Source organism: Mesobacillus boroniphilus JCM 21738, from assembly GCF_000517385.1.
In the GTDB taxonomy this organism is placed as follows: domain Bacteria; phylum Bacillota; class Bacilli; order Bacillales; family Cytobacillaceae; genus Mesobacillus; species Mesobacillus boroniphilus.
The window spans coordinates 1-26,673 of sequence record NZ_BAUW01000015.1; the positions used below are offsets into that span (position 1 = coordinate 1).

Consider the following 26,673-nt stretch of genomic DNA (forward strand, 5'->3'; position numbering starts at 1 on the left):
GAACAAAAAGCGCAAGCGCCTCGCTCAGCCCCGACAAGCGCTGGAGCTGGACAATTTTCTCAAAGATAATCCTTCACTTTCTTATCTCTAAATAAGCAAGCTCTTGATGTTATGAGGTTCTAAGGTGATTTCTTGCTAAAGGGTAATGTAAGCGCTTTATCATAATATTCATTTTACTGTAAAAATAGTAGAAATTGAAACACTTTGCTAAAAATTCTGCCATATGTCGAATTTTCACTGTGAGTCAACTTCTACTATTCAAGTTTTAAGTATTAATTTGTATTAAGAAACAAGCGGTTTGATTTCTCCGAAAACGGATTTTTCAAGAAGTTCGGCTACGTCTAGTGTATCAACGTTTTCTTCTACTTCCTTCGCTTTCGTTCCATCAGATAGCATTGTCAGGCAGTATGGGCATCCTGAGCTGATGACGGATGGATTCACAGCAAGTGCCTGCTCTGTACGGGATACATTGATCCTGTGTCCTGTTTCTTCTTCCATCCACATCAAGCCGCCTCCAGCGCCACAGCACATTGCTGTTTCACGGCTACGTTCCATTTCCTTCAGATCCACACCAGGAATCGCCTTGAGGATATCACGCGGTGCGTCATATACTTCGTTATAGCGTCCAAGGTAGCAGGAGTCGTGGAAAGTGATCGTTTCGTTCACTGCATGTTTCGGAACCAGCTTTCCTTCTTTAACTAATTGCGCAAGAAGCTCGGTGTGGTGGTATACCTCACCTTCAAAGCCGAAATCAGGATACTCGTTCTTAAAGATATTGTATGCGTGAGGGTCGATCGTCACGATTTTCTTCACTTCATTTTTCTCGAATTCTTCAATATTCTTTGTCGCAAGTTCCTGGAACAGGAACTCGTTACCAAGGCGGCGTGGTGTATCGCCGGAGTTCTTTTCCTTGTTTCCAAGGATTGCGAACTTGACGCCTGCTTCGTTCAATAGCTTAGCGAACGAAAGGGCAATCTTCTGGCTGCGGTTGTCAAATGAACCCATCGCGCAACCCAGAATAAGTATTCGAATTCTTCATCTGCCTTTTTCATTTCTTTTACCGTAGGAATGACAACATCGTCGCGAAGCTCGCGCCAGTTTTCCTTTTCCTTACGGTTCAAGCCCCAAGGGTTGCCCTGGCGCTCGATATTCGTCATCGCGCGCTGTGCGTCAGCATCCATCTTACCTTCAGTCAAAACAAGGTAACGACGGAGGTCGATGATTTTGTCAACGTGTTCGTTCATAACCGGACATTGGTCTTCACAGTTACGGCAAGTTGTACATGCCCAGATTTCTTCTTCTGTGATGACATCGCCGATCATGCTTGGATTGTAGGCAAGGCCTGCTGCTGCTTCATTCGCACCCTGGCCTGCTGCAGCCAAAGCAATCTGGTTGCCCTTTGTATTGGAAAAAGCAAATGTCGGAACCCAAGGCTGCTTTGAAGTGACAGCGGCACCGTGTAGCGTCAGATGGTCACGCAATTTTACAATCAAGTCCATTGGCGACAGCATTTTTCCAGTGCCTGTTGCCGGACACATATTCGTACAGCGCCCGCATTCTACACAAGCATAAAAGTCTATCATTTGTTCATAATTGAAATCAGTGATTTTACCGGCACCGAATGTTTCCTGTGTTTCATCTTCAAAATCGATTTTTGTAATCTTTCCTGGTGAATCAACCCTCGTTAAATAAACATTGGCTGGACCGGCAATCAAGTGAGCATGCTTGGATTGCGGTACATATACCAGGAATGCAAGCAAGAACAAGAGGTGAACCCACCATGCGATATAGAAAATCGTGATGGCAGCTGCCTCAGGAATTCCGCTGAAAACCGCTGCAATAAGCGATGCGACCGGTTCAGTCCATGTTCCTTCATGGCCGTGCCAGATCATGCTCATTGCGTTTCCGAGCAATACAGATAGCATCAGTCCGCCGATGAACAGCAATACCAGCCCGTTCTTGAATCCGCGCTTCAGGCGGACAAGCTTTTCAACATAACGGCGGTAAAAAGCCCATACTACCGCTACAAGAATCGTAAGCGTAACGAGCTCCTGAAAAAACGTGAAACCTGGATATAAAGGGCCTAATGGCAAATGCGAGCCAGGCTTGATTCCTTTCCAGATAAAATCAATTGCCCCAAACTGCACAAGAAGAAATCCATAGAAAAACATAACGTGGATCGCACCGCTTTTCTTGTCCTTTAAAAGCCTTTTCTGGCCAAATACATGGACAAGGATTCTTCTCCAGCGATCCTTGATATCATTATCAAACTCTGATTTCTTGCCGAGCTTGATGTACTCGATTCTCGTCTTCACCACGTATACAAACAAGCTGACAGCGTAAGCGGTTACAAGCAAGAATGCGATTAGATTAATCCATAGCAGACCGTTCATAAAAATCATTTACCCCTTTCGATGCTGGTTTTTGGACGTAAATTTTTAACCAAACAAATTTTCTGAATATACCTTTAACTACATTATATAATGAATGAGCATTCAGTCAACTCATTTCCTTTCATTTCTGAAAATTGTTTATACTTCCTCTTTTACAGGAACTTAACATATATGAAGCAATTTCGGCAAAAATAATATGAAAAGCGGAAGCGCCTCGGTCAGCCCCGACAAGCGCTGGAGGGCCTGACAGTGAAGTCGTTCTTTGACTTCATTGGCAGGACCGAAGCGACTCGAGCTGCTCAAAGCTAACGCTTCTCGCAAGATACTCGAGAAGTATAACCAGGGATGAAAACTGGCTAGGCGCTGGAGCTGGACACTGATCGAGGTGAACCTGGCGATGCTTTAATTTACTTTCAAGGGAGCCGAATTGCTATGAATTTCGGATTGATTTTGATTGCAATAATAGCAGGGCTTGTCCTATGGCTCTATGCAGACTTCACGCTTGGCAGGAAAAATCACCTGGCAAATGCCAAAACAAATACGCTGCCTGTCCGGGAAAGCAACCTTGCCATTTTTGCCGAAGGGCCTGAATTGTTCGACGACCTTTTTTCCGAATTAAAAAATGCAAGGCAGCACATTCATATTTTGTTTTACATCGTTCAGGATGATAAAATCAGCCAGGAATTCCTCACTATTTTAAAAGAAAAGGTTAAAGCCGGAGTCGAGGTTCGCCTTATGGTCGACTGGGTGGGCAGCGGCTGAAACGCAAAACAATTCAATCGCTGAAGGCTGCCGGAGTGGAATTCGCCTATTCCCAAATGCCCAAATTTCCTTTCCTGTTTTATTCCTCGCAGGTACGGAATCACCGGAAGATCACCGTCATTGACGGAAAAATCGCCTATCTCGGCGGCTTCAATATTGGTAAAGAGTATAATGATCAGGATCCAACGCTATCGCCATGGCGCGATTACCATCTAAAAATGACGGGTGAAGGCGTGACCGATCTGCAATCCGAGTTTCTTGAGGATTGGCATGCTGCTGCAAAAGTCAATTTGCTGCAAAACAAAGCCTATTTCCCTGCTCTCGAAAAAGGCACGATCCGTCAGCAGCTTGTTCCTACAGAAGGCATCCTGCTGGAGGAAATGATGTCAGACCTGATCAGCAATGCAAAGACCTCGATTTTTATTGGGACGCCGTACTTCATCCCAAGTAAAAGGGTATTCAATTTATTAAGGGAATCGATCACAAGAGGTGTGTCAGTTACGGTCCTTGTCCCGCTCGTTTCTGACCATGTCCTTGTCAAGGAAGCATCCTTTCCTTATTTGAGAACTCTGATTAAGGATGGATCCCAAGTCTACCAGTTTTTAAATGGATTTTACCATGCAAAGGTCCTGCTCGTGGATGATGAGGTTTGTGACGTTGGTACCGCCAATTTTGATAAAAGAAGCATGTTCTTGAATTATGAATTGAACTGCCTGATATATGATGGTGATTTTATTAAAAAAATTAAGCGGATCCTGACAGAAGACATCCTGAACTCAAGGAAGGCTGCTTTGGTTGACTTCACCCATGCGCCTCTAAAGGAAAAAGCTGCGCGTACAATATCCTATTTTTTGTAAAAGAACCGGCCATCTGGGCAATGAAGGAGTGTCGCTATGATTATTCGGGTGGGCTATGTATCCACCGCCATCAGCCTGTGGGATGCATCTCCCTCCAAGGCACTTACATTTGCTCGTTACGGTCAGCTGCCAAAGGAAGAACGTCATGAAAAGCTGCTTTCCGTGACCTATCAGAACCTTGTGAACACAGAAAGAATGATACACTACAATATCGCTCATGATATCCCTTTGTATCGCTTTTCCAGTTCGATTGCGCCTCTGGCTACCCATCCGGAGGTTAAATGGGATTATGTCACGCCGTTCCGCGACAAGTGGCTGGAGATTGGCGCTTTGGTGAAAAGGCATGGGATTCGTACAAGTTTTCATCCGAACCAATTCACGCTGTTCACTTCCCCGAGAGATGAAGTGACGGCTAATGCAATCATCGATATGGAATACCATTATGGCATGCTGAAAGCAATGGGACTCGAAAACGAAGCGATCATCAATATCCATATTGGCGGGGCATACGGAAACAAAGAAGAAACGATTTTGCGCTTCCATGAAAACCTTGCCAAACTGCCAGAGCATATCAAAAAAATCACTACGCTTGAAAATGATGATAAAACGTATAATGCAGAAGAAACACTGGCAGCTTGCCTGAAAGAAGACGTGCCATATATGTTTGATTATCATCACCACATGGCGAATCTATGTGAGCAGTCTTTAGAAAACTTGCTCCCGGCCGGCTTCGCAACATGGGAACGAACTGGCTTGAAACCTAAGATCCATATCTCCTCCCCAAAATCAAAAAAAGCATATCGATCACACGCGGACTATGTTGACTCAGAATTCATCCTGCCATTGATTGATATCCTGCGTGGCATCGGCCAGGATGTTGATTTCATGATTGAAGCGAAGGAGAAAGACAAAGCAGCACTCAAGCTGGTCGAGGATTTGGCTAAAATTCGCGGTGTGAAACGGATTGGCGGAGCTATTTTGGAGTGGAAGACATGATTAGCATGCTTACTTATGAAAAAAAATTGACTTTATAGCGGGGAATTCATTTTTATAGCGGAAATCTTGATTTTATAGCGAAAAAATATCTATTATAGGGAAAATAAACTTTTTATAGCGACATTCTAATTTTTATAGCGAATTGGAAATTTGACTTGTTTTTTTTCCAAATTTAAAAGACCCAGCCATCTTCGGCTGGGTCTTACTATTTCCAAACTACATCTTCTCCGGAGCAGATACTCCAATTATTTCAAGAGCATTCTTCAATGTGATCTGCGCTGTCTTGATCAGCGACAGGCGGGCCACTGTTCTTTGTTTATTGTCCAGATCCAATACTTTCTCAGCATTGTAGAAGCTGTGGAATACGGATGCCAATTCGAAAATGTAGTTCGAGATTCGGTGCGGCATGCGCTTCTGTGCTGCTTCGGCAACGGCCAGCGGGAATTCGCCAAGCTTTTTCAGCAGGTCGATTTCCTTCTCGGACTGGATATGCTTGAAATCTGCCTCTATATCGAAAATCAAACCTTGCTCTGCAGCAGAACGCAGGATGCTGTTAATACGAGCGTGCGCATACTGTGCATAGAAGACTGGGTTTTCATTTGACTGGGAGACGGCAAGGTCAAGGTCAAAGTCCATGTGAGTGTCCGCGCTTCTCATCGCGAAGAAGTAACGAACTGCATCCAGGCCAACTTCATCGATCAAGTCACGCATCGTGACAGCCTTTCCTGTACGCTTGCTCATTTTCATCTTCTCGCCGTTCTTGTACAGGTGGACGAGCTGGATGATTTCAACTTCAAGCGCTTCACGGTCATAGCCAAGAGCCTCGATTGCTGCTTTCATACGTGGGATATAACCGTGGTGGTCCGCTCCCCAGATGTTGATCAACTTTTCAAAGCCGCGCTCAAGCTTATCCTTATGGTAAGCAATATCCGGCAATAAATACGTATAAGAGCATCCTGCTTAATCAGCACGCGGTCCTTATCATCGCCAAGCTCAGACGAACGGAACCAAGTCGCGCCATCCTCTTCATAGATATGGCCATTCGCACGCAACACTTCAAGTGCCACATCGATTTTTCCATTTTGGTATAGAGAAGTTTCAGAGTACCAAACATCAAACTTAACACGGAAGTTCTCGAGGTCCTGCTTCAGCTTTTCCATTTCATATTTCAAGCCGTACTCACGGAAAGCGTCGAAACGTTCCTGATCAGAAACATTCACATACTTATCGCCGAACTCTTCAGCAAGGGTTTTCCCTATCCCGATGATATCAGCACCATGGTAGCCGTCCTCAGGCACAGGCTTGTCCATGCCAAGCGCCTGGAAATAACGTGCCTCAACAGACAGCGCCAGATTATTGATCTGATTGCCCGCGTCGTTGATGTAATATTCACGAGATACATCGTATCCTGCCTTAGCAAGCACATTGCACAGTGAATCGCCGACGGCCGCACCGCGCGCATGGCCAAGGTGAAGGTCGCCGGTCGGGTTGGCAGAGACGAACTCGACCTGGATTTTCTCCCCATTTCCTATATTCGATTCCCCATAATTGTCTCCAGCTTCAAGGATTGCCGGAATCAAATCCGTCAAATAGCTGTTATCCATGTAAAAGTTGATGAAACCCGGTCCTGCGATTTCAATTTTCTCGATGGATGCCTTGCTTTTATCGAAGTTCTCGATCAGCTGCTCCGCAATTTGGCGAGGTGCTTTCTTCGCTACGCGTGCAAGCTGCATCGCCATATTCGTGGAGTAATCCCCATGCGCTTTTTCCTTGGGCGTCTCTAAAATAACGGCCGGAATTTGCGCTTCCTCAGCTAGACCAGCTTTGATGATTGCCTGCTTGATTTCTTCCTTCAGCTTCAATTGAACCTGTTCAACTATATTCATTTGCCTTCCTCCTTATAATTGATCGTCAAATGGTATGTACCCGCAGTCGCGCCTGTATTGCCATGTCATACAGCAAGTCCACATGGCCCTCCTGCTTCATCTCGTTAAAATCAGTATCAAGCCGCTTCGTGAGCGCAGAAGTCTGCAGCAGCCCATATTGGGTTTGGTAATTTCCCGGATTTTTTTTATTCAGCAGAAAAAGAAGCCTCATCTTGATCGCACCGCTGCGCAAAATCAGCACTTCGTCCCCTGATATTTTAACCGTCGTATGGACATCCCCTTCCTCCATTACTTCATCATATTGGAGGTACGAGCTGTTTGCCTTTTTATAGTATCGGCCAAAAGTGGTCAATTCAAAAGTTTCCTTCTCTTTGCCACTATAAATCACCGTTTTTACCGTCACCTTGACAGGAATCTGTTCAGCGGGTTTACTAGACACCGTTAACACGCCCTTTTCTTGTCCAGCTTCAGCGCTTGCCGGTTTTGACAAAGTCGCTTATGCTTTTCTATCTTCATTATAACTTTATAAGTATAAATATTCTCCTTTGAAAGTGCAAGGAGCGCAGAGGGAATTGGGTTTTGAATCAGTAGGGAAATTTAGGTATACACGTATTGGGTTAGTCCCCCTCCAAATCGGGTATTGATTATCAAAACCTTTTAAGGAGGTGGCATACATGAAAATCGAAGTTAAATGCGAAGTAGAAAACTGCAAATATTGGGCTGAAGGCGATCAATGTGTTGCCGATTCAATCCTTGTAGTAGCAGATACCGGAAAACAAGCACTAAATGAACGTGAAACCATTTGTGATACATTCGAAAAGATGTAAGTGAAGGAAGCTGGATGGCGATTTGCTATCCAGTTTTTATTTTTTGACTAAAATTCTCTAATTTTTGTATGATAACTTGCTTTATTCGCACAACTCATGATTTATTCGTAAATTACCTTGTTTTATTCGCAAATATCCGTGTTTTTTCGCAAAAAAAAGCATTTATTCGCAAACTGGAAATTACCACTGGTTTTTTCCAATTTTAAAAGGAGAAGCAATCTGCCCCTCCTCCTTAAATTCCCCTAATTAGAAAAACAGCATCCCAACTGAAATAACGATACCTGAAACGATCAATATCAACACACAATACCCCATGATGTCTTTTGCCTTGAGCCCGGCAATCGCCAGTGCTGGCAATGCCCAGAATGGCTGGATCAGGTTGGTCCACGCGTCGCCCCAGGCAACGGCCATCGCTGTTTTCGGGATGGATACTCCAAGGGTCTGGGCTGCTTCAAGCATGACTGGTGCCTGGACCGCCCACTGCCCTCCGCCCGATGGGACGAAGATGTTAACCAAACCCGCACTCAGGAAGGCGAAGAATGGGAATGTGAATTCATTCGAGATCGATACGAATCCTTCTGACATGACAGCAGCCAGGCCAGACGCCGTCATCATCCCCATGATTCCTGCGTAAAAAGGGAATTGGATGATGATTCCGCTTGCTCCTTTTACCGCGTTCACGGCTGCATCAAGGAAACGCTTTGGCGTACCATGGAACAGGATGCCAAGGAACAAGAAAATGAAGTTGACGATATCAAGATTCAACTTAAATCCATTTGTAGCAAAATAGTAAAATAAGAACACAAGTCCAAAAATACCGGTCAGCAATGAAACGATCCGGCTGTTCTCAAGCTTTTCCGCAGGTGTCAATGCTCCCTGCTCGAGGGCGGCAGCCTGTGCGTCATTTTCCAGCAATACAGGGTCGACCGTAACTGTTTGGTCCTTAGACGGCATCATCAAGCGGTTAACGACCGGCAATACGAGAAATAAGATTAAGATAATGAAAAGGTTGAAGCCGGCAAAAATCGTCTGATCTGTCGAGATGATACCAATCAAATCCTGCGAGAAGTGGCCTTCTGTCGCGATTGTCAGTGGAATAGAACCGGAAATACCGCCATGCCATACAATGAATCCAGAGTAAGCGCTTGCAATTAACAGCCTGTAATCCACGTTTTTAACCTTCTTAGCCAGCTCCTTCGCAAACAACGCTCCAATGACCAACCCAAATCCCCAGTTAATCAAGCTGGCAATCATGGATACTACTGTGACAATGATAATAGCCTGACCTGGAGATTTTGCAAGCGAAGCAAGTGCTCCCAAACCCTTTTTAAATACATTGCTGCTCGCGAGCACATGACCTGTGACAAGGACAAGCACCATCTGCATCGAGAACGTCAGCAATCCCCAGAATCCTCCGCCCCAATGCTGGACCATCTGGTACGGACCGCTGTCTGTAAAAATAAGGCCTAATCCAAATACAACAAAAGTTAAGATGATGACAAAAAGAAACGGATCAGGCAAATACCGCTGCATGATGCGGTTGAAAAAAGAAACCAACATTTTCATCCTTTTTACCCCCATTTTATTAGTTACTTACATTATCATTATACTTTCTATATTATTCAGAATATTCCTTCCTATGAAAGTAACTATTAGTAACAGGTCATTATTTTTACGCAAAAAAAACGCTCCCTTTTCACGAAGGGAGCGGCAACTAAATTTATTTTACAAAACCAAGCAGCATTTCACGGATGATTTTGCTTGCTGTGTTGGCTGTCATTTCGGATGTATCATAGATTGGCGCGATTTCTACAAGGTCTGCTCCAACTACGTTCACACCAGAGTTAGCAATTGCATGGATTGATGCAAGCAGCTCCTTGGAAGTGATACCGCCGGCGTCAACTGTTCCTGTTCCAGGTGCATGTGCAGGATCAAGAACGTCAATGTCGATTGTGATATATACTGGGCGGCCAGCAAGCTTAGGCAATACTTCCTTCAGAGGCTCAAGAACCTCAAACTTGGAAATGTGCAGGCCCACTTCCTTCGCCCAATCGAATTCTTCCTTCATTCCGGAACGGATTCCGAATGAGTAAACATTTTTCGGTCCAATTTTCTCAGCAATCTTGCGGATTGGCGTTGAATGGGACAGCGGCTCGCTTCATAGTGTTCACGCAGGTCAGCGTGTGCGTCAATATGGATGATCGCCAGGTCTTCGTATTTTTTTGACACTGCCTTCATCACTGGCCATGATACCAGGTGCTCGCCGCCCATTCCAAGCGGGAATTTTTCCTCAGCCAGAAGCTTGTCCACGTATTCTTCGATTAAATCCAGGCTTTTCTGGGCATTGCCGAATGGAAGCGGGATATCTCCTGCATCGAAATAGATAAGGTCAGTCATCTCGCGATCAAGATAAGGGCTGTACTCTTCAAGTCCAATTGATACCTCGCGGATACGGGTCGGGCCAAATCGTGAACCCGGACGGTAGCTGACTGTCCAGTCCATAGGCATACCGTACAGGACTGCCTTACTTTCTTCAAAATTAGAATGGCTGCCGATAAACACATTGCCAGAATAGGCTTCATCAAAACGCATTCCAAACACCTCTTTCAATTGTTTTTACAAATTCTAAAATTACATTTTTCACTTCGAGAAATGTCCAGCTCCAGCGCCTAGCCCCTCGAGTCACTTCGATCCGCTCAATGAAGTCAAAGAACGACTTCACCGGTCGGCCCTCCAGTGCTTGTCGGGGCTGACCAAGGCACTTCCGCTTTTCTGCATTAAAACGGCCCCCGTATTTGACGGGAAGCTATATTTAATATCCTCATTATTTTACAAGATCGCCTACGAATTTAGGCAATACGAAAGCTGCTTTGTGAAGCTCTTTCGTATAGTACTTCGTTTCGATGTCGTGGAAGCGATCCTCGCTCACTTCAAGCGGATCATGCTTCCTTGATCCAAGTGTGAAAGCCCACATTCCGCTTGGGTATGTCGGGATGTTCGCAATGTAAAGGCGTGTGATTGGGAAGATTTCCTTAACATCCTTCTGTACATTGCGGATAAGGTCAGCCTTGAACCATGGGTTGTCAGACTGTGCAACAAAAATCCCGTCTTCCTTCAATGCTTTAAAAATTCCAGCGTAAAAGCCTTTTGTGAACAGGTTTACTGCCGGTCCAACTGGTTCAGTAGAGTCAACCATGATGACATCATACTGGTTGTCGCTTTCCGCGATATGCAAGAAGCCGTCGCCAACCTGGACATCAACACGCGGGTCATCAAGCTTGCCTGCGATTTCAGGCAGGTATTTCTTAGAGTATTCGATTACCTTTCCATCAATATCAACAAGAGTAGCTTTCTTCACGCTTGGGTGCTTAAGCACTTCACGGATAACGCCTCCGTCACCGCCTCCTACAACTAATACATGCTCAGGATTCGGGTGAGTGAACAACGGAATGTGCGCAACCATCTCGTGGTAAACGAACTCATCTTTAACAGAAGTCATGACCATGTCGTCAAGAAGAAGCATATTGCCCCACTCTTCCGTCTCAACCATATCAAGCTTCTGGAATTCTGTCTGTTCTGTATGTAACGTCTTATTCACTTTCATTGTGATACCAAAGTTCTCTGTCTGTTTTTCTGTAAACCAAAGACCCATTTTTCTTCCTTCCTTTCGGCAAAAAATTTCCGTTATGATGCGGCGAATATCATGTGATGGACTGCTGAACTGTCCAAATTTCTTTTGTGCAAGCATGACGCTTTCATATTATTTTTTATGTTTCCCCAACATCACAAATACAAACATCAGAAAAAGTATAGTTGAATCTAGCAAAAATGCAAGCAAAATTTAATTATCTTTGATTCTATGTTTAAAACCTGCTGTTTTTTTCATACTGTTAATATCTACTTTTTTTAGGAGGAAGCAGTATGGAGCTGATGACAGACCAGCGGTTTCGCAAGACGATTAAATATTTGCGTGCTTTGATTTTTTTCGGGCTTGCAGGACTTGCTTTGGCGACTGTACTCTACTTTTCCCTGATCGGTTATGCGAAGCTCCAGGGTCCGCCTCCGCTGGCCGTACCGCAATCGACTTTGTTTTTCTCGGATGATGGAACGGTAATCGGCGAAAGCCATTCCGGCCAAAAGCGATATTGGGTTGCGCTCAAGGATATTTCGCCTCATTTGATTAATGCGACAATTTCTATAGAGGATAAGACCTTTTTTACCCATAATGGTTTTGATTATAAGCGGATTGCCGGGGCTGCGCTTGCTGACATAAAGGCAATGGCCAAGGTCCAGGGGGCGAGCACGATTACCCAGCAGTATGCAAGGAACCTTTATCTCGAACATGACAAGACGTGGAAGCGTAAAGCAACAGAAGCGCTGTACACTTTTCGACTGGAGATGAATTATTCCAAGGACGAGATCCTAGAAGGCTATTTGAATACGATTTATTATGGCAATGGTGCGTACGGTGTCCAGGCAGCAAGCACTTATTATTTTGGCAAGGACGCGAAGGATTTATCCCTGGCTGAAGCTTCCATGCTGGCGGGAATCCCGAAAGGCCCCAGCATTTACTCTCCTTTCGCCTCAATGGAAAAAGCAAAGCAGCGTCAGCAGACCATTTTAAGTACGATGAAGGCAAACGGTTATATCACTGAACTTTACGCGCAGAAAGCGAGCATTGAAAAGCTGGAGCTTGTAGGAGAACATCAGCATTCCCGGATTGGAGCGGCACCATACTTCCAGGACGCTGTCCAGAATGCGCTCAAGAATTCATTGAATTTTGATGACCGGACCATTTCGCTCGGCGGATTGAGGTTTATACGACGCTTAATCTTGATCAGCAGGAAATCGCTGAAAAGTCGATTGATAAAATGATTGCATCCGATTCAGAAATCCAGGCAGGCATTGTGGCGATGGATCCGAAGAATGGACATGTAGTGGCGCTCGTAGGAGGCAGAAATTATGTGGAAAGCCCGTTCAATCGTGCTGTTCAGGCTGTCAGGCAGCCAGGGTCGACCATGAAACCGATCCTGTATTACGCGGCACTCGAGAACGGCTTTACTCCATCATCGACAATGAAAAGCCAGCTGACGACGTTCATGTTCGATGATGGACGTTCAGAATATACGCCACATAATTTCAACAATAAATATGCGGAAGATGATATTACGATGGCACAGGCTTTGGCGTTGTCTGATAATGTGTACGCTGTTAAAACCCATCTTTTCCTGGGAGAGGGAACTCTTGTTGAAACAGCGAAGCGTTTTGGGATTAAGACGGATATGGACGAGGTTCCATCGCTTGCCCTTGGCACATCTGGCGTCAGGGTGATTGATATGGCCAATGCCTACAGTATTTTAGCGAATGGCGGCAAAAAAGTAGATCCTGTGCTGATTAAGAGAGTCGAAAACCATAAAGGTGAAGTAATATACGAGTATAATGCTAAAAAAGAAGAAGTTCTAAAGCCCGAACTTGCCTCGGTGATGACCCATATGATGACAGGCATTTTTGATAAAAAGCTCAATGGCTATTCTTCTGTGACAGGCAGTACGCTGATTAAAAAAATGACACGTCCGTATGCGGCAAAGTCTGGGACGACCGAAACGGACAGCTGGATGATCGGCTATACCCCCCAGCTCGTTTCCGCCGTATGGACAGGTTACGATAAAGGCAAGCCAATTGAACTGACAGTAGAAAAATCCTATGCGAAGAACATCTGGCTGGATTTCATGGAAAAAGCGCTTGATGATGAGCCTGCGAAAAAATTCAAGGCAGCAAAAGGGACTGTTGCCGTCTACGTTGACCCTGCCAGCGGCAAGCTCGCTGCTGACGGATGTCCGGTAAAAAGGCTGACATTATTCGCGGCAGGTACAGAGCCTGCTGAATACTGCACAGATCATTTGGATCATGAAAACCATAAGGAAGAACAGCCTAAGAAGGAAAAGGAAAAGAAGCCTTTGTACAAGCGGATTTTCGGGTTATAAAGGATCCTCTATACCATACAGCGTCAACAACAATTATCTCACTATAATAAGAAGTCAAAAGAAAACCCCGGAAGCAAGTCTCCGGGGTTTTTCTCGTCCTAGCATAAAATGTGTTTTACGCTGTTATCAGTTTACTTTTTTTATTGCATTTGAGCAAGCCAGATATTGTAACTTGCTGTTAAATGTCACAATTTAGACAAATTATTAGGAGAATTATCCAAATATATTAATTGGCTAATAAATCGCTCTTCAGCTTTTCTTCAGAACGTACCCACATTCCCGAATCATGATTCTTCAAGAAATCAGCTAGAATTCGTTTTGATTTTTCATCCATATGGGCCACAATGATATGGCGCTTGATCGACTTATCAAGACGGTTCACATGCTCAGGCAGCGATTTGTAGCCGCGGCGGATTTCGCGGTTAACGGTCATTGCACAAGCTGTGACACCTGCATAATAAGGACCTTCTTCCTTCCTGTCAATCGTCACCCAGACTACCCAATATGGCTTTGCATCAGGCACTTCATTTCGGTCAGGGAGAAACTTGATCCCTTTTTCTACAGCACTGCGTGCGTGCATCGCACCAACTTCTACAGCTGCCTCGCCCGCATCCACGTCAATGATGACCGGTGAGACATTATCAAGTGTGAGAACACCTTTTCCAAAACCTTATGGCCGTCCATCGGGTCATTTTTGATAATATTGAAGCCAATATTCTTGCCCTTTTTTTCTTCCATGTTGGAAACCTCCTTAAAATGAATCAGAAAAACAGATTGTATATTCCATCGGTCACAGCCGGGATCAAATAATAGAAAACCGGCTGGATTGTATATTGGTCTAGGGGCGTGATCACAAGGATCAAGAAAATGATCGATCCATACGCTTCATACTTGGTCATTTTTGCCCTGATGTCCGCTGGTGCCAGGTCCTCGATTATCCGGTAACCATCAAGCGGCGGGAACGGCAACAGGTTGAATACAAACAGCATTGCATTCAGTCCGATAAAGATATTCAGGAAGTCCAGGAAAAACTCTGGAACCCCAGGCGCCAATCCAAGCATCACAAATATGTACCAGATGGCGAATGCCAGGAAGACTAGAATAAGATTGCTTACGGGCCCGGCAACCGATACAAGCACTCCGGCAAGCTTTGGATTTTTAAACATGAAGCGATTGACCGGAACCGGTCTCGCCCACCCGAATCCTGCGATGAAAATCAAGATGGTTCCCAGCGGGTCCAAATGCTTGATCGGATTCAGTGTCAATCGTCCCTGTCTCTGTGCAGTCGGGTCGCCAAATTTATACGCAACCCAGGCGTGCGCGAATTCATGGACCGCGAAGGCAATCATTAACGCAGCTGCCACATACGGAATTTCCTCTAACGAATAGGGTAAGCTCACATTCCATTCCCCTTTTTTGACTTTTCTTTGTCCAGCTCCAGCGCCTAGCCCCTCGAGTCGCTTCGATCTGCCCAATGAAGTCAAAGAACGACTTCACCGGTCAGCCCTCCAGCGCTTGTCGGGGCTGAACAAGGCGCTTGCGCTTTTCTTAAAGTATAACTCATATTTATGCGAAAGTGAAAAAGACAATCTGCCACCGAACTTGCGAATTTTAGCGAATTATGAAAAACTCAATTTAGATTAAATCAACCATTTCAAGGAGGCAAAGCAAATGCCATACGTAACAGTAAAAATGCTTGAAGGACGCACAGAGCACCAAAAGAAAGCACTAGTTGAAAAAGTAACAGACGCTGTCAGCGAAACAACAGGGGCGCCTAAGGAGAAAGTTGTCGTGTTCATCGAGGAAATGACGAAGAACCACTATGGTGTTGCAGGCAAGAGGTTGAGTGACGAATAGAGTCAATAAAAGCTCAGAGAATTCTGGGCTTTTTCCTTTTATGTGACCGTGAACCGCAGTTTCTTCTTTTTCACGGGCACATGTTTTCCTTTCTTGTGCCCGTGAACCGCGGTTTCCTCTTTTCACGGGTACATACTATATACTGCCTAACTAACCCTTCTTCCCCATAACAAAAAAACGAGCACAAAACCCAAAGTAGGTTCCATACTCGATTCATAATAAAAATCTTCTTATGCCAACAATTGCTTTGATTTATTTTTCAAGCCCTCGATATACGCATAAGCTCCATCAATTTCTTCATCGGTGTATTTCTGGCTCTTTTTTACAATCTGGATTTTTTCCCGAACCTCAGCTTCTGGCAAGTTATCAAAATACAAAACAGTTGAAACAAGTTCAAGGAATCTTGCATTCTGGTCGTTAATGTCGGTCAGGCAATCGCGAGGCATGGCATCTCGACTGTGTTTTCACCGAGGAATTCCTGGCCTGCTTCGGTCAATGTGTAACGGTACTGGTAGTAGCCGCCTTTCTTTTCCTTCACTTCGTCCAAAAAGCCCATGTTGCAAAGTTCTTCCACCCGCAATGTTAGCTCTTCGGAATATGGTCCGTAAAAATGGAACTGGAAGCGTTCCTGGAAAGGGAATTCCATCTTTTTTGCGATATAGATCATTTTCTGCAGTTTTTTCCTGCCGATAATCTCTCCGGAAACTGAAATGGCATGTATGATTTTAGCGTGGTCTTTTAACAAAACGCGTCAACTCCTGTATCAAATGGTCCCATTGTCTAAGTTCAGCTCAAGAATCTGTGCAATCTGTTCAATCTCTGGGCGTGCTTTCTCCTTTTCCAGAAAATCGGAAGGATAATATAATTTATGGTCTGTCCGTCTTTTACCTGAAATGGCATCGACAATATCAGACTCTCTCGATAGCTCACGGATTTCGCCGTTTTTCTTCAGCAGATGGATCGGAAGCCGTTCTTCCTCTTCACCCGGACGGTAAAAATCGTAAGGCAGGTCTGATGATGAATCGACAACCAGGTAATATTCTGGATCCAGTCCCGCCTGCTCAAATAACATGGAAAGCTTCGCAAGCTTCTTATATTCCTTGGCAGGGTCGAACTCGACATATTTAAATAGATTGCGGTTATTGAAGCGGCGGCACAAATCGCTCAGGATTTCGTCCTCTTCTTCCTCCCAAATCTGGAAATAGTAGAGGAACACGGCTTCATCCAGCTTTAAATAGTCTTCCAGTGTCATGCGTTCTTCAAAAATTGAATAAAAATGATGCGGTTTATGTTTAAAGGTGTAGTTTTGCTCGTGAAGGTGTTTGGCACGGTGCAGGATTTTCGTCAGGATGACCTCGGCACTCCTTGTCACTGGATGGAAATAAACCTGCCAGTACATCTGATAGCGGCTCATTATGTAGTCCTCGACAGCATGCATCCCGCTCTGCTTAATCACGACTTGATCCTCGCGCGGACGCATCACACGCAAAATCCGTTCCATATCAAAATGTCCGTAGCTGACTCCTGTAAAATAGGCATCCCTTTGCAGGTAATCCATCCTGTCAGCATCAATCTGGCTTGAAATCAGGCTGATGACAAGCTTATTTTCGTATGTTTTCTCGATGACCTCAGCGACTTTTTTCGGGAAGTCCGGCGCCACTCTGGAAAGCACCTGATTCACTTCTGTATCGCCAAGGATGATTTCCCTTGTAAAATCCTCATGATCAAGGTCGAAAACCTTCTCGAAAGAATGCGAGAACGGCCCATGGCCGAGGTCATGAAGCAGGGCCGCGCATAATGATAGAAGGCGCTCCCCTTCGTTCCATTCAGAACGGGACGCAAAGGCATTGTCCACAATCCGGCGCGTGATTTCATAGACGCCCAGAGAATGGTTGAACCGGCTGTGTTCAGCTCCGTGGAAGGTCAGATACGTCGTGCCGAGCTGCTTGATCCTTCTAAGGCGCTGGAACTCCTTCGTTCCGATCAAATCCCAGATCACCCGGTCACGGACATGGACATAGCGGTGTACTGGATCTTTGAAAACTTTTTCTTCAAATAGCTTTTCTTCCGAATATCCCATCGTTCTCCTTCTTCCTGATTAGCTTGTTTTTATTATAGCCTGTTTCTTTCGTCAAATCATCTCGATTTTCTGCAAATTTTTACAAAAATTGCATATACAAATGGAGAAACTCTTCCTATTCCCTTCCATTCCTATATTCCTCGAGTCATAAACTAGTTTGCAAGTTTGCCTGATTAGAAAAGCGCAAGCGCTTGGTCAGCCCCGACAAGCGCTGGAGGGCCGACCATTGAAGTCGTCCTTTGACTTCATTGGGCGGACCGAAGCGACTCGAGGGGCTAGGCGGTGGAGCTGGACAATTCTCGAAGTGAAAATTTACACTTTCTTATCCTGGAAAAAAATCACCTCTAAACGGTTGTTTAAAGGTGATTTATATAGCTTTTGTTCGGTAGCCATTATATTAAAAATAAAAAACTTACTTAAGTTTCTTCTGGACTTTCTCCATAAGCTCTTCTTCTGTCAGTGCAGCAATTGGCCGGTTATTGACGAACGCGAATGTTTTCTTCCTGCCTGGTCCGCAATAAGACTGGCAGCCGATGTCAACAGTCGCTTCAGGATCCAGCTGTTTCAGCTTCGGAATCAATGTTTTAAGGTTTACGGCCTGACAATCGTCGCAAACACGGAATTCGTTTGCCATTTAGGACAACCCTTTCTATAAATACTGTCAAGCGCCAGCGCCAGCCTCTCAAATCACAAGCATTCTCCCTGCAAAAATCAGGAAAGCCTGAACGCCTCCGCTTTTCGTTTTAGACTAAAGGGTATTTTACCTCTTATTCAAGATGAATGCAAGCTGTTGAACAGGTCCATTTGCTTATCTATTTAAATGAAAAACACGTATTTTACGCAAAAAATCTACTATCCTTCCATTTTACAATGTATAAGCTTTCCAATTTCCGGACAAGATTGAAATATAAGTTTCAATAGTTGACCAAAGTAAAAGGGAGTTGAAGAAAATGAAGACACGCCAGGATGCCTGGACGGAAGAAAATGATTTATTGCTAGCTGAAACCGTGCTGCGACATGTAAGAGAAGGAAGCACACAATTGAATGCATTTGAAGAGGTGGGCGACAAGCTCGACCGCACTTCAGCCGCCTGTGGATTCCGCTGGAATGCAGTCGTCAGGCATAATTATGAAAAAGCATTGCAGCTTGCCAAAAAGCAGCGAAAACAGAGACAGAGAATCCTAGGAAAAGATCAAGGTGGCAAGAAGAAACTGCTTTACAATCCTCCGGTGCCTTCGCTGGATGAAAGTTTGACAGGTTCGCTGCCAGCGGTGGAGCAGGAAGAAGCTCAACCAACCTTCGACCTGTCCATGCTCGAACAGGACGACAAGCAAATTGACGCAGCATTTATGGCTGAAATGCAAGATTTAATGAATAAGAATCAGGAACAAAAGGATTACTCTACTGAAGCAGCTGCCGAAATGGCTGAGATGCCTGCCCAGGAGATGAAAACAGCTGTAACCCAGACGACACATACGCCACAGGTCCGCCACACTGTTCCGCTAACCGGCATGACAATGGGACATGTGATCGCCTACTTGCAAAGCCTAAGTGGCTCATCGCTTCAGGTAGATATTTATAAGAGTGAGAATGAAAGATTGAAGCGCGAAATCAATAGTTTAAGGAAACAAAACGAAGAACTGCAAGGAAAAATAAACAGGCTTGAAGAAAATACGAACACGATGCAGGAAGATTACGAAACACTGATGAAAATCATGAACCGTGCCCGAAAGCTCACTCTGTTTGAAGAAGAAGAACGTTCGGCAACAAAGTTCAAGATGGACCGCAACGGCAATCTCGAAAAAGTAGCGGAATAGAAATCTAGTTGCTAAATAGATAGATGGTAGATGGAGAAGGAGTTATGGCAGCAGCCCCCTCTTAAGCTCTTATAAGACTTTTAAATTAGGAACTTGTAAATTTCATTACGAAAGGTCTCCGAAAAGAGCCTAAAACAAGCCGGAAAACATCTGTTTTCCGGCTTCTATATATTATTCTGAATTGGGCTCGCTAATCCCGCGGCTCCAGGAATTTCTCATTCCGCTCAATGACCCGGTTGTAGTAATGATCAAACAGTTCAATCTCATGTCCGTCCAGGTATCCTGATTCCAGCTCATCGCTGTTGGCGTTCAGGAATTTCAAAAACCTCAGCATCACATCCTGAATCGTCATACTAACACCAAATAGTTCGGAAAGCGAGGCCATGACTTCTGGCTGGACATCCGGATAGATGAATTTTGTCTGTTCCCCTTTTTTAGAAGTGTCATAAAACCCACGGATTAATTCGGCTCTCTGGCTTCCGCTCCCAGTCACACAAAGGTAGATTTGCACGGCGACCCCTTTTTTCAGGCGACGCTGCGAGATTCCAGCAAATTTTTTTCCGCCAATGCTTAAATCATAACTTCCCGGACAATATGACGCAGAAATCTCCCTTGCCTCTATATCTTTATGAAAATCAGCAAACATTTCCTTGATCAATAACCACATAGCATCATAGCCACGGTTGATGTCTATCCCCTTTTCCTTCTCAGGTAAAATAAGTGATAGATTCAGGACTCCTTCATCGAGCACGACAGCAAGCCCGCCAGAGTTGCGGACAATATATTGGTAGCCCTGCTCCTGAAGATAATTCAGTCCCTCCTGGAGATGGGGCAGCCTTGTATCCTGGATTCCAAGGACGACCGTGTCATGGTGCACCCACGCTCTCGCTGTGGCAGGCGACTGGCCTGTACCGACCGATTCGCATAAGGTATCATCAGTCCCGAACGACTGAAGAGCATGAAAGTGTGCACCAAGCACCGACTGGTCGATCAATCTCCATTTATCCTGACGCAATAAATTGAGCGCCTCATCCATCGTGATTTCCTCTTTTCTTTCTGTATCTTTCCGTTGATATTATAGCATATAGGGGGAAATCGGCCTCATTTAAAAAGCCGATCGAACAATCCGACCGGCTCAGTTAATAAATTATTTAGTTAAAGCCTGAGCAGCTGTGATCAGCGCCAGCTTGTACACATCTTCCTCGCTGCAGCCGCGGGACAGGTCGTTAACCGGGCGGTTCAAGCCTTGTAATATTGGGCCAACTGCTTCAAATCCGCCTAAGCGCTGAGCAATTTTGTAGCCGATATTCCCTGCTTCAAGGCTAGGGAATACGAATACATTCGCATTGCCCATGATCACTGAATCCGGAGCTTTCTTTTCAGCAACAGATGGAACGAATGCCGCGTCGAATTGGAACTCTCCGTCAACAATCAATAACGGGTCACGGAGCTTTGCTTCTTCGACTGCCTTGGAAACTCTTTCAGTTTCAGGCGAAACGGCAGAACCCTTTGTTGAGAAGCTGAGCATTGCCACTCGCGGCTCGACATCGAACATTCTTGCTGTTTTCGCACTTTCAACCGCAATTTCTGCTAAGTCCTGGCTGTCCGGGGCAATGTTGATCGCACAGTCAGCAAAGACATACTTCTCATCCTCACGCACCATAATGAAGACACCAGACGTCTTACGCACGCCTTCCTTCGTCTTGATGATCTGCAATGCAGGTCTTACCGTATCCGCAGTGGAGTGCGCTGCGCCGCTGACAAGCCCGTCCGCTTTATTTGAGTACACAAGCATTGTTCCGAAGTAATTTTCATCAAGCAGGATTTTGCGCGCTTGTTCTTCCGTCGCTTTTCCTTTTCGCCTTTCAACAAATGCAGCGACAAGCTCATCCATCATCGCAAAATTTACAGGGTCGTAAATTTCAACCGCTTCTAGCGATACATCCATGTCGGCAGCTTTCGCCTGAATCTGTTCAATATTGCCCACTAAAATAGGTGTTAATACACCGTCTGCAGCCAGCCTGCCAGCTGCTGCTAAAATCCGTTCGTCGAGGCCTTCCGGAAACACGATCCGTAAATTTTGTCCGCTTAATTTGACTTTCAAGCCTTCAAATAAATCACTCATGCTGACTCCTCCTTTTATCTATACCTCTAGCATACTTTACCAACCTTAAAATTCAAGAGTGTTACCGTTTACAATCCAGAAATCTTTTTATTGTAAATTTTCAAGCATGTTTTCCTGCCCCTTTTACTATTTGCAATCTTTAACAAAATATCCTTTTTCCGCTCAGTATAAACAATCAGGGTTTTATAAACATGACGAATGGAGAAACTATGATATGATAATGGTATATTGATGATTTTTAGGAGTGATATAAAATGACTGAAGCAGCACAGACTTTAGATGGCTGGTATTCCCTTCACGATTTCCGCACGGTAGATTGGACAACCTGGAAGATGCTCCCTGCAGAAGAGCGCCAGGAAATTATTGAGGAATTCCTTGGGCTGGTAGAAAAGTGGAACAAGACACAGGCTGAGAAGCAAGGAAGCCATGCACTATATACAATCGTTGGTCAAAAAGCTGATTTCATGATGATGATTCTGCGCCCAACAATGGAAGAACTGAATGAGATCGAAACTGAATTTAACAAGTCAAAGCTTGCTGAATACACAATCCCTGCTCATTCTTATGTCTCTGTTGTCGAGCTGAGCAACTACCTGCCAGCTGGCGAAGATCCATACCAGAATCCTCAAATCCTTGCACGCCTTTATCCTGAGCTTCCAAAGGCTAAGTATGTTTGCTTCTATCCAATGGACAAGCGCCGCCAGGGTGAAGACAACTGGTACATGCTTCCGATGGAAGACCGCCGCAACATGATGCGCAGCCATGGCATGATCGGCCGCCAATATGCTGGCAAGGTCAAGCAAATCATCACAGGCTCAGTAGGCTTCGACGACTACGAGTGGGGCGTAACATTGTTCGCAGACGATGTCCTTCAATTCAAGAAGCTTGTATATGAAATGCGTTTTGACGAAGTCAGCGCCCGCTATGGCGAATTTGGTTCATTCTTCGTAGGAAACCTGTTAGAAGAAGACCGTGTAGCTTCATTCCTGCAAGTGTAAAGCAGACAAACTCAATCCCCAGGCATTAGCCTGGGGATTTTTGTGTTCCTGGCCGAGAAATTTACAATTTCAGAAAAGAGTTTTGTTTCATAATGTTCGAGTCATAAAATCAAGCTTCCCTCATATGTATTGAATAGTGAGGATTCATTTTTACTTGTACTCCCAGCCTGTATGCTCAACTTCACCAATTACATATATAAAGGTGAACTTGAATGAAAGGAAAAATACACTTAAGGAGGCTACACAATGACTCAATATAATAATCCCTATTATAACTACAGAACGTATCCGCAAATGTATCAGCCGTATAGCGGCAATGAAGAACAGGTAACTGCTCAAGGCCAAATGGGACAGATGGGATACCCACAAGCAACGCCTTTCCCTGCCCAGTCTGGTGGTGCGATGCCTGGTGTTTCCATGCCTGGTGTTTCCATGCCTGGTGGTGCAATGCCTGGTGCAGGTGCAGGTGCCCAAGTCCCCGGAATGCTTCCAATTGAAGCATCCTATATTGAAAACATTCTTCGCCTGAATAAAGGCAAGCTCGCTACCGTCTACGCCACTTTTGAAAACAATACTGAGTGGAACGCGAAGATTTTCCAGGGGATCATCGAAGCAGCTGGCAGAGATCACCTGATCCTCAGTGACCCACAAACAGGAAAGCGGATTCTAATGCCGATGATTTACCTTGATTACGTCACATTCGATGAAGAAATCGAATACGACTATCCATTCGGCGGCGGTGCAGGATTAACTGCTTATCCGCAAGATAATAATGTAGCTAAAAGGAGCACGCCAAAACGGCGTGCTCCTCTTCATCTTTATTACTTGCAATCCAATTTCCAAACCTGCATTTATTACAAATACTTCACAGCAGCAATCATCAGCAATACCCAGGCTGCCAGGAAGGCTACACCGCCAAGCGGGGTGATTGCACCAAGGATGCTGATTTTTGTGACACTTAAAACATATAGGCTGCCGGAAAATAATACGATACCAATCAGCATCAGCCAACCTGACCAGGATAGAAGAGCACTTGCCGGAAGCTTTCCTAAAAGAACTCCGATGATCAATATTCCGGTTGCATGGAACATCTGGTATGTAACGCCCGTTTTCCAGGTTTCTAAATATTTGGGCTCAACCTTGCCTTCAAGTCCATGTGCACCAAACGCTCCAAGCGCGACGGCCAGGAAAGCATTGATGGCTCCGATCAATATAAATAACTTCATCACTTTCACCTCGTAAAATTAGAAATCGAAGAGCGAGTCTCCGTTTGCGCTATCTTCCATCTCCAGCTTCTTGGGCTGCGGAATCATTGGTGACGGCTGAGTTGCCGGCATCTGCTGCTGAGGTATGCTGTGCTGGGGCGGAACAAATTGCTGTGCTGTCTGTTTTACAGGAGCTGTCCCCGGCGATTCATCAAGGACGAGCTCGCAAAGCGTTTTAATCGATTGGATTCTTTCCCGCTTTATTGCCTCCGACTCCGCAGACTTTGCCCTTATTAATTCTTCTTCCATTTTCAATAATAATTTTTGCAGTGAAATATTCATCGACTCACCTCCACAGGGTGTTATATATGTATATCCTGCGATCATGCAATAGTTGTACCGTTCCATTCTACAACAATTCACTTGTTTTTTCGACTTTAGGAATGGATTCTTGCGCAACTTTAATGTTAGTTCCACGTGAAACATGTCGAGATTTGCTCATACAAAGAACTCTGGTTTCCCAGAGTTCTTCTTAACTTTCCAAGTCTTCAATCTGCCAGTCAATCTCTTGTTCTCCCTGCTCTTTCAGCAGTTCGTTCACTTTTGAGAATGTCTTGCTGCCGAAGAAGCCTCTTCTTGCAGACAGCGGGCTTGGATGGACAGACATGATGATTTTATGTTTGTCCTCGTCAATCAACTTTAATTTACTTTGGGCCGGCTTGCCCCAGAGGATGAAAATCACCGGCTTCTCGCGCTCGTTCAACAGGGTGATCACTTTATCGGTAAAACGTTCCCAGCCTTTTCCCCTGTGTGAATTGGCTTCCCCTTCTCTTACTGTAAGGACAGTATTTAAAAGAAGCACACCTTGCTCCGCCCATTTTTTTAAATAGCCGTTATCCGGAACTTCACAGCCAAGGTCGGCATTCAGCTCCTTGAAAATATTCCGAAGCGAAGGCGGAATCTTAACACCAGGTTTTACCGAAAAGCTCAAACCATGCGCCTGTCCATGGCCATGGTAAGGATCCTGACCGAGAATCACAACTTTTACATTCTCATAATCGGTGAACCTCAAAGCGTTAAAGATATCATCTTTTTCCGGAAAGATTGTTTTGGTGCGATATTCTTCTATTAAAAATTCTCTCAAATCCAGATAGTAGGCTTTTTCAAACTCCTCTGCCAACAGTGGCTCCCAGCCATTATTTAAAAGCGCGATCGTGACCAGCTCCCTTCATTTCTATCAACTACCCATTATTTTGAAAATATATGTGAACAATTCCCAGCATGTTTAATTACGCCTATATCGGTTATATAAATAGTGTAGACGGTGAAGGCTAAAAAAGCTTCCCAAAACTAGTATAGGTAAAAAATTTTAAGGAGGAAGATACTATGATGAAAGTAGAAGTAGTCGAAAACGGAGTACAAGCTACAGAAAAGATCAACTCTTTTGAAGCTGCTGGCTTCGGTAAAGAAAACATTTATATATTCGCACATGATGAAAAGCGCAGTGAGGACTTGACTAAGGCTACAGAAACAGGCGGCATGGGCTTCAAGGAGCAAGGGTTCTTTGATTCCATCGGAAATATGTTCAAATCCCGCGGAGATGAGCTTCGCAATAAGTTCGAATCTCTTGGCCTTTCAAAACAAGAGGCTGAAAAGTATGAGATGGAACTGGATAAAGGCCGTCTTGTGCTAGTTGCATCTGACGAAAAATAAGCAGCCATGAACGCAATATCATAACCGATCCATAGAGGTCGTTTATATAGAAACCCCCTGCCGATTTGGCAGGGGGTTTGCGCGTTATCCGAAAAATCTTTGGTAGATGCTTCGTGCCTGTGCCAAATCCCTTGTCCCATGAATAAGGCGCGGCCATCCTGGAAAATGACCATTCTGTTGTCAACCATATCCACTGATACTAGGTATGGATTCCCTTTGACCTGATAGCCTAAATCCCTCATTTTTTCAGCCGTTTCCTGAAGGTTAAGCTGCTGTTGTTTTGGCGGCCTGATTTGAACAGTATCACGTCCGCAAAGGACTGTCGTCTTGGTCATGTTCTCAACGTCTAAATAAGGGTATTCAGGATGTTCGCCACAGCTCAGGCATCCGGGATCCTTTGCCTTGGACATTTTCATGCTGGTGTACTGATTACGCCATAAATCAAAGCTGACGAATGATGTTCTCACAGCTTCCCAGTCTTCCACGAGGATTTTCAGCGCTTCCGCTCCCTGGTGGGCAATGACCATCTGCACAGCAGGGCCGATAATGCCTCCTGTATCACATGTCATTCCCTGAAGAGGAACCGTTTTTAGCAGACAGTTCAGACATGGGGTTTTGCCTGGAATGATCGAAAAACTCATGCCGAAACTGCCAACGCAAGCTCCATAAATCCACGGAATCTTGTTTTTTTGTGAAATATCGTTAATCGCCATCCTTGTTTCAAAGTTATCCGTTGCATCAATGATGAGGTCGACTCCATCGACTAGCTCTGCCAATTTTTCAGGAGTAGCGTCGGCGATATGGGCACTGATTTCAACATCAGAGTTGATCGCTCGGAGCCTTTTTTCTGCCGCAGCCGCCTTCGGAAGTTTCTCGGCAACATCTTCCTCTGTATATAACTGCTGTCGCTGCAAGTTACTCGCTTCAACATAATCTCGGTCCACAATCGTCAGCCGTCCAACACCTGCCCTGACCAGCAGCTCAGCATTTCCTGAACCAAGTGCTCCGGCACCAACCATCAGAACATGCTTGCTGCGGATTTTCTCCTGACCGATCTTGCCAATTGGAGGAAACAGCGTCTGGCGTGAATATCTTTCTGACATGGGTTTTCACTCCTTGTAAAACAAACGCCCTCATCCACCGACAATCAAGTCAACAGAACGGGCGCTGCAA

At 44.9% G+C, this 26,673-nt stretch carries 21 protein-coding genes and 8 pseudogenes; 10 read left to right on the forward strand and 19 right to left on the reverse strand.

The genetic code is table 11. The features are described from left to right. Nucleotides 1-282: 282 nt before the first annotated feature. Nucleotides 283-2,393: pseudogene (locus JCM21738_RS06740) on the reverse strand ((Fe-S)-binding protein). A gap of 432 nt (nt 2,394-2,825) precedes the next feature. On the opposite strand from JCM21738_RS06740, the gene JCM21738_RS25495 reads away from it, so the two are divergent. From JCM21738_RS25495 to uvsE, 3 genes are read left to right on the forward strand one after another with little or no spacing between them, the layout of a single operon-like run. Then, nucleotides 2,826-3,155, forward strand: a complete 330-nt coding sequence (locus tag JCM21738_RS25495) for a phospholipase D-like domain-containing protein (RefSeq protein WP_243462924.1) — start codon at nt 2,826-2,828, stop codon at nt 3,153-3,155. Between the two features lie 35 nt (nt 3,156-3,190). Next, nucleotides 3,191-4,012 (forward strand): phospholipase D-like domain-containing protein, encoded by an 822-nt coding sequence (locus JCM21738_RS06745; RefSeq protein ID WP_243462925.1) that lies wholly within the window; start codon nt 3,191-3,193, stop codon nt 4,010-4,012. Between the two features lie 36 nt (nt 4,013-4,048). After that, a complete protein-coding gene (uvsE, locus tag JCM21738_RS06750; protein ID WP_023613535.1) occupies nt 4,049-5,008 on the forward strand; it encodes a UV DNA damage repair endonuclease UvsE in 960 nt (319 codons plus the stop codon). A gap of 216 nt (nt 5,009-5,224) precedes the next feature. Here uvsE and argS read toward each other — a convergent pair. Both argS and JCM21738_RS06760 read right to left on the reverse strand, forming a co-directional pair. After that, nucleotides 5,225-6,894 (reverse strand): annotated as a pseudogene (gene argS / locus JCM21738_RS06755) (arginine--tRNA ligase). 25 nt (nt 6,895-6,919) lie between these two features. Further along, entirely contained in the window at nt 6,920-7,384 is a 465-nt protein-coding gene (locus JCM21738_RS06760) for a YwiB family protein (RefSeq protein ID WP_243462926.1), read from the reverse strand. A 184-nt stretch (nt 7,385-7,568) separates the two neighbouring features. On the opposite strand from JCM21738_RS06760, the gene JCM21738_RS23130 reads away from it, so the two are divergent. Then, the gene (locus tag JCM21738_RS23130; protein WP_023613532.1) at nt 7,569-7,721 is read left to right on the forward strand and encodes a DUF1540 domain-containing protein; all 153 of its coding nucleotides are present in this window, start codon (nt 7,569-7,571) and stop codon (nt 7,719-7,721) included. Nucleotides 7,722-7,967: 246 nt separating this feature from the next. Here JCM21738_RS23130 and JCM21738_RS06765 read toward each other — a convergent pair whose 3' ends face one another. The 4 genes and pseudogenes from JCM21738_RS06765 to speE all read right to left on the reverse strand — a co-directional run bounded on the left by JCM21738_RS06765 (nt 7,968) and on the right by speE (nt 11,373). After that, the gene (locus tag JCM21738_RS06765; protein WP_023613530.1) at nt 7,968-9,287 is read right to left on the reverse strand and encodes a short-chain fatty acid transporter; all 1,320 of its coding nucleotides are present in this window, start codon (nt 9,285-9,287) and stop codon (nt 7,968-7,970) included. Between the two features lie 154 nt (nt 9,288-9,441). After that, a pseudogene (gene speB, locus JCM21738_RS06770) lies at nt 9,442-10,313 on the reverse strand (agmatinase). Continuing rightward, nucleotides 10,303-10,443 (reverse strand): hypothetical protein, encoded by a 141-nt coding sequence (locus JCM21738_RS24265; protein WP_023613528.1) that lies wholly within the window; start codon nt 10,441-10,443, stop codon nt 10,303-10,305. The pseudogene speB and the gene JCM21738_RS24265 overlap by 11 nt, the downstream one beginning before the upstream one ends. A gap of 102 nt (nt 10,444-10,545) precedes the next feature. After that, nucleotides 10,546-11,373, reverse strand: coding sequence for a spermidine synthase (gene speE, locus JCM21738_RS06775; RefSeq protein ID WP_031307648.1), 828 nt, complete (start codon nt 11,371-11,373; stop codon nt 10,546-10,548). Between the two features lie 269 nt (nt 11,374-11,642). Here speE and JCM21738_RS06780 point away from each other — a divergent pair. Continuing rightward, nucleotides 11,643-13,705 (forward strand): annotated as a pseudogene (locus JCM21738_RS06780) (transglycosylase domain-containing protein). Between the two features lie 226 nt (nt 13,706-13,931). Here the strand turns inward: JCM21738_RS06780 and JCM21738_RS06785 are convergent. The 3 genes and pseudogenes from JCM21738_RS06785 to JCM21738_RS24270 all read right to left on the reverse strand — a co-directional run bounded on the left by JCM21738_RS06785 (nt 13,932) and on the right by JCM21738_RS24270 (nt 15,202). After that, nucleotides 13,932-14,443: pseudogene (locus tag JCM21738_RS06785) on the reverse strand (YwhD family protein). A gap of 23 nt (nt 14,444-14,466) precedes the next feature. After that, on the reverse strand, nt 14,467-15,054 hold the full coding sequence (locus JCM21738_RS06790) for a site-2 protease family protein (protein WP_051391320.1): 588 nt from the start codon (nt 15,052-15,054) through the stop codon (nt 14,467-14,469). Beyond that, nucleotides 15,032-15,202, reverse strand: a complete 171-nt coding sequence (locus JCM21738_RS24270; RefSeq protein ID WP_156315506.1) for a hypothetical protein — start codon at nt 15,200-15,202, stop codon at nt 15,032-15,034. Before JCM21738_RS24270 ends, JCM21738_RS06790 begins: the two co-directional genes overlap by 23 nt. A 174-nt stretch (nt 15,203-15,376) precedes the next feature. On the opposite strand from JCM21738_RS24270, the gene thmT reads away from it, so the two are divergent. Then, nucleotides 15,377-15,562: a 2-hydroxymuconate tautomerase gene (gene thmT, locus JCM21738_RS06795; protein ID WP_023613523.1), complete on the forward strand. Its 186-nt coding sequence runs from the start codon at nt 15,377-15,379 to the stop codon at nt 15,560-15,562. Nucleotides 15,563-15,792: 230 nt separating this feature from the next. On the opposite strand, the pseudogene JCM21738_RS06800 reads toward thmT, so the two are convergent. The 3 genes and pseudogenes from JCM21738_RS06800 to JCM21738_RS06810 form a co-directional block, all read right to left on the reverse strand. Next, nucleotides 15,793-16,307 (reverse strand): annotated as a pseudogene (locus JCM21738_RS06800) (YwgA family protein). 18 nt (nt 16,308-16,325) lie between these two features. Continuing rightward, a complete protein-coding gene (locus tag JCM21738_RS06805; protein ID WP_023613521.1) occupies nt 16,326-17,642 on the reverse strand; it encodes an HD domain-containing protein in 1,317 nt (438 codons plus the stop codon). Between the two features lie 412 nt (nt 17,643-18,054). Continuing rightward, nucleotides 18,055-18,276, reverse strand: coding sequence for a YuzB family protein (locus tag JCM21738_RS06810; protein ID WP_023613519.1), 222 nt, complete (start codon nt 18,274-18,276; stop codon nt 18,055-18,057). A 316-nt stretch (nt 18,277-18,592) separates the two neighbouring features. On the opposite strand from JCM21738_RS06810, the gene JCM21738_RS06815 reads away from it, so the two are divergent. After that, entirely contained in the window at nt 18,593-19,459 is an 867-nt protein-coding gene (locus tag JCM21738_RS06815; RefSeq protein WP_023613518.1) for an RsfA family transcriptional regulator, read from the forward strand. 190 nt (nt 19,460-19,649) lie between these two features. Here JCM21738_RS06815 and lipL read toward each other — a convergent pair whose 3' ends face one another. Together lipL and pta are read right to left on the reverse strand one after the other, a co-directional pair. Continuing rightward, nucleotides 19,650-20,495 (reverse strand): octanoyl-[GcvH]:protein N-octanoyltransferase, encoded by an 846-nt coding sequence (gene lipL, locus JCM21738_RS06820; RefSeq protein WP_023613517.1) that lies wholly within the window; start codon nt 20,493-20,495, stop codon nt 19,650-19,652. 111 nt (nt 20,496-20,606) lie between these two features. After that, the gene (pta, locus tag JCM21738_RS06825; RefSeq protein ID WP_023613516.1) at nt 20,607-21,584 is read right to left on the reverse strand and encodes a phosphate acetyltransferase; all 978 of its coding nucleotides are present in this window, start codon (nt 21,582-21,584) and stop codon (nt 20,607-20,609) included. A gap of 254 nt (nt 21,585-21,838) precedes the next feature. Here pta and hemQ point away from each other — a divergent pair, with 254 nt between their 5' ends. Then, the gene (hemQ, locus tag JCM21738_RS06830) at nt 21,839-22,582 is read left to right on the forward strand and encodes a hydrogen peroxide-dependent heme synthase (protein WP_023613515.1); all 744 of its coding nucleotides are present in this window, start codon (nt 21,839-21,841) and stop codon (nt 22,580-22,582) included. A gap of 246 nt (nt 22,583-22,828) precedes the next feature. After that, nucleotides 22,829-23,341, forward strand: a pseudogene (gene gerQ, locus JCM21738_RS06835) (spore coat protein GerQ); the annotation flags it as partial. Nucleotides 23,342-23,436: 95 nt separating this feature from the next. On the opposite strand, the gene JCM21738_RS23135 reads toward gerQ, so the two are convergent. The 3 genes from JCM21738_RS23135 to JCM21738_RS06845 form a co-directional block, all read right to left on the reverse strand. After that, on the reverse strand, nt 23,437-23,808 hold the full coding sequence (locus JCM21738_RS23135) for a DUF423 domain-containing protein (RefSeq protein WP_023613513.1): 372 nt from the start codon (nt 23,806-23,808) through the stop codon (nt 23,437-23,439). Nucleotides 23,809-23,826: 18 nt separating this feature from the next. Continuing rightward, the gene (locus JCM21738_RS06840; RefSeq protein WP_023613512.1) at nt 23,827-24,129 is read right to left on the reverse strand and encodes a YwdI family protein; all 303 of its coding nucleotides are present in this window, start codon (nt 24,127-24,129) and stop codon (nt 23,827-23,829) included. Nucleotides 24,130-24,319: 190 nt separating this feature from the next. Further along, nucleotides 24,320-25,000, reverse strand: coding sequence for a uracil-DNA glycosylase (locus JCM21738_RS06845; protein ID WP_031307646.1), 681 nt, complete (start codon nt 24,998-25,000; stop codon nt 24,320-24,322). A gap of 176 nt (nt 25,001-25,176) precedes the next feature. Between JCM21738_RS06845 and JCM21738_RS06850 the strand changes: the two genes are divergently transcribed. Then, nucleotides 25,177-25,500 (forward strand): YflT domain-containing protein, encoded by a 324-nt coding sequence (locus JCM21738_RS06850; protein WP_439645988.1) that lies wholly within the window; start codon nt 25,177-25,179, stop codon nt 25,498-25,500. An 84-nt stretch (nt 25,501-25,584) separates the two neighbouring features. On the opposite strand, the pseudogene JCM21738_RS06855 reads toward JCM21738_RS06850, so the two are convergent. Further along, nucleotides 25,585-26,603, reverse strand: a pseudogene (locus JCM21738_RS06855) (thiazole biosynthesis adenylyltransferase ThiF). Between the last annotated feature and the right edge of the window lie 70 nt (nt 26,604-26,673).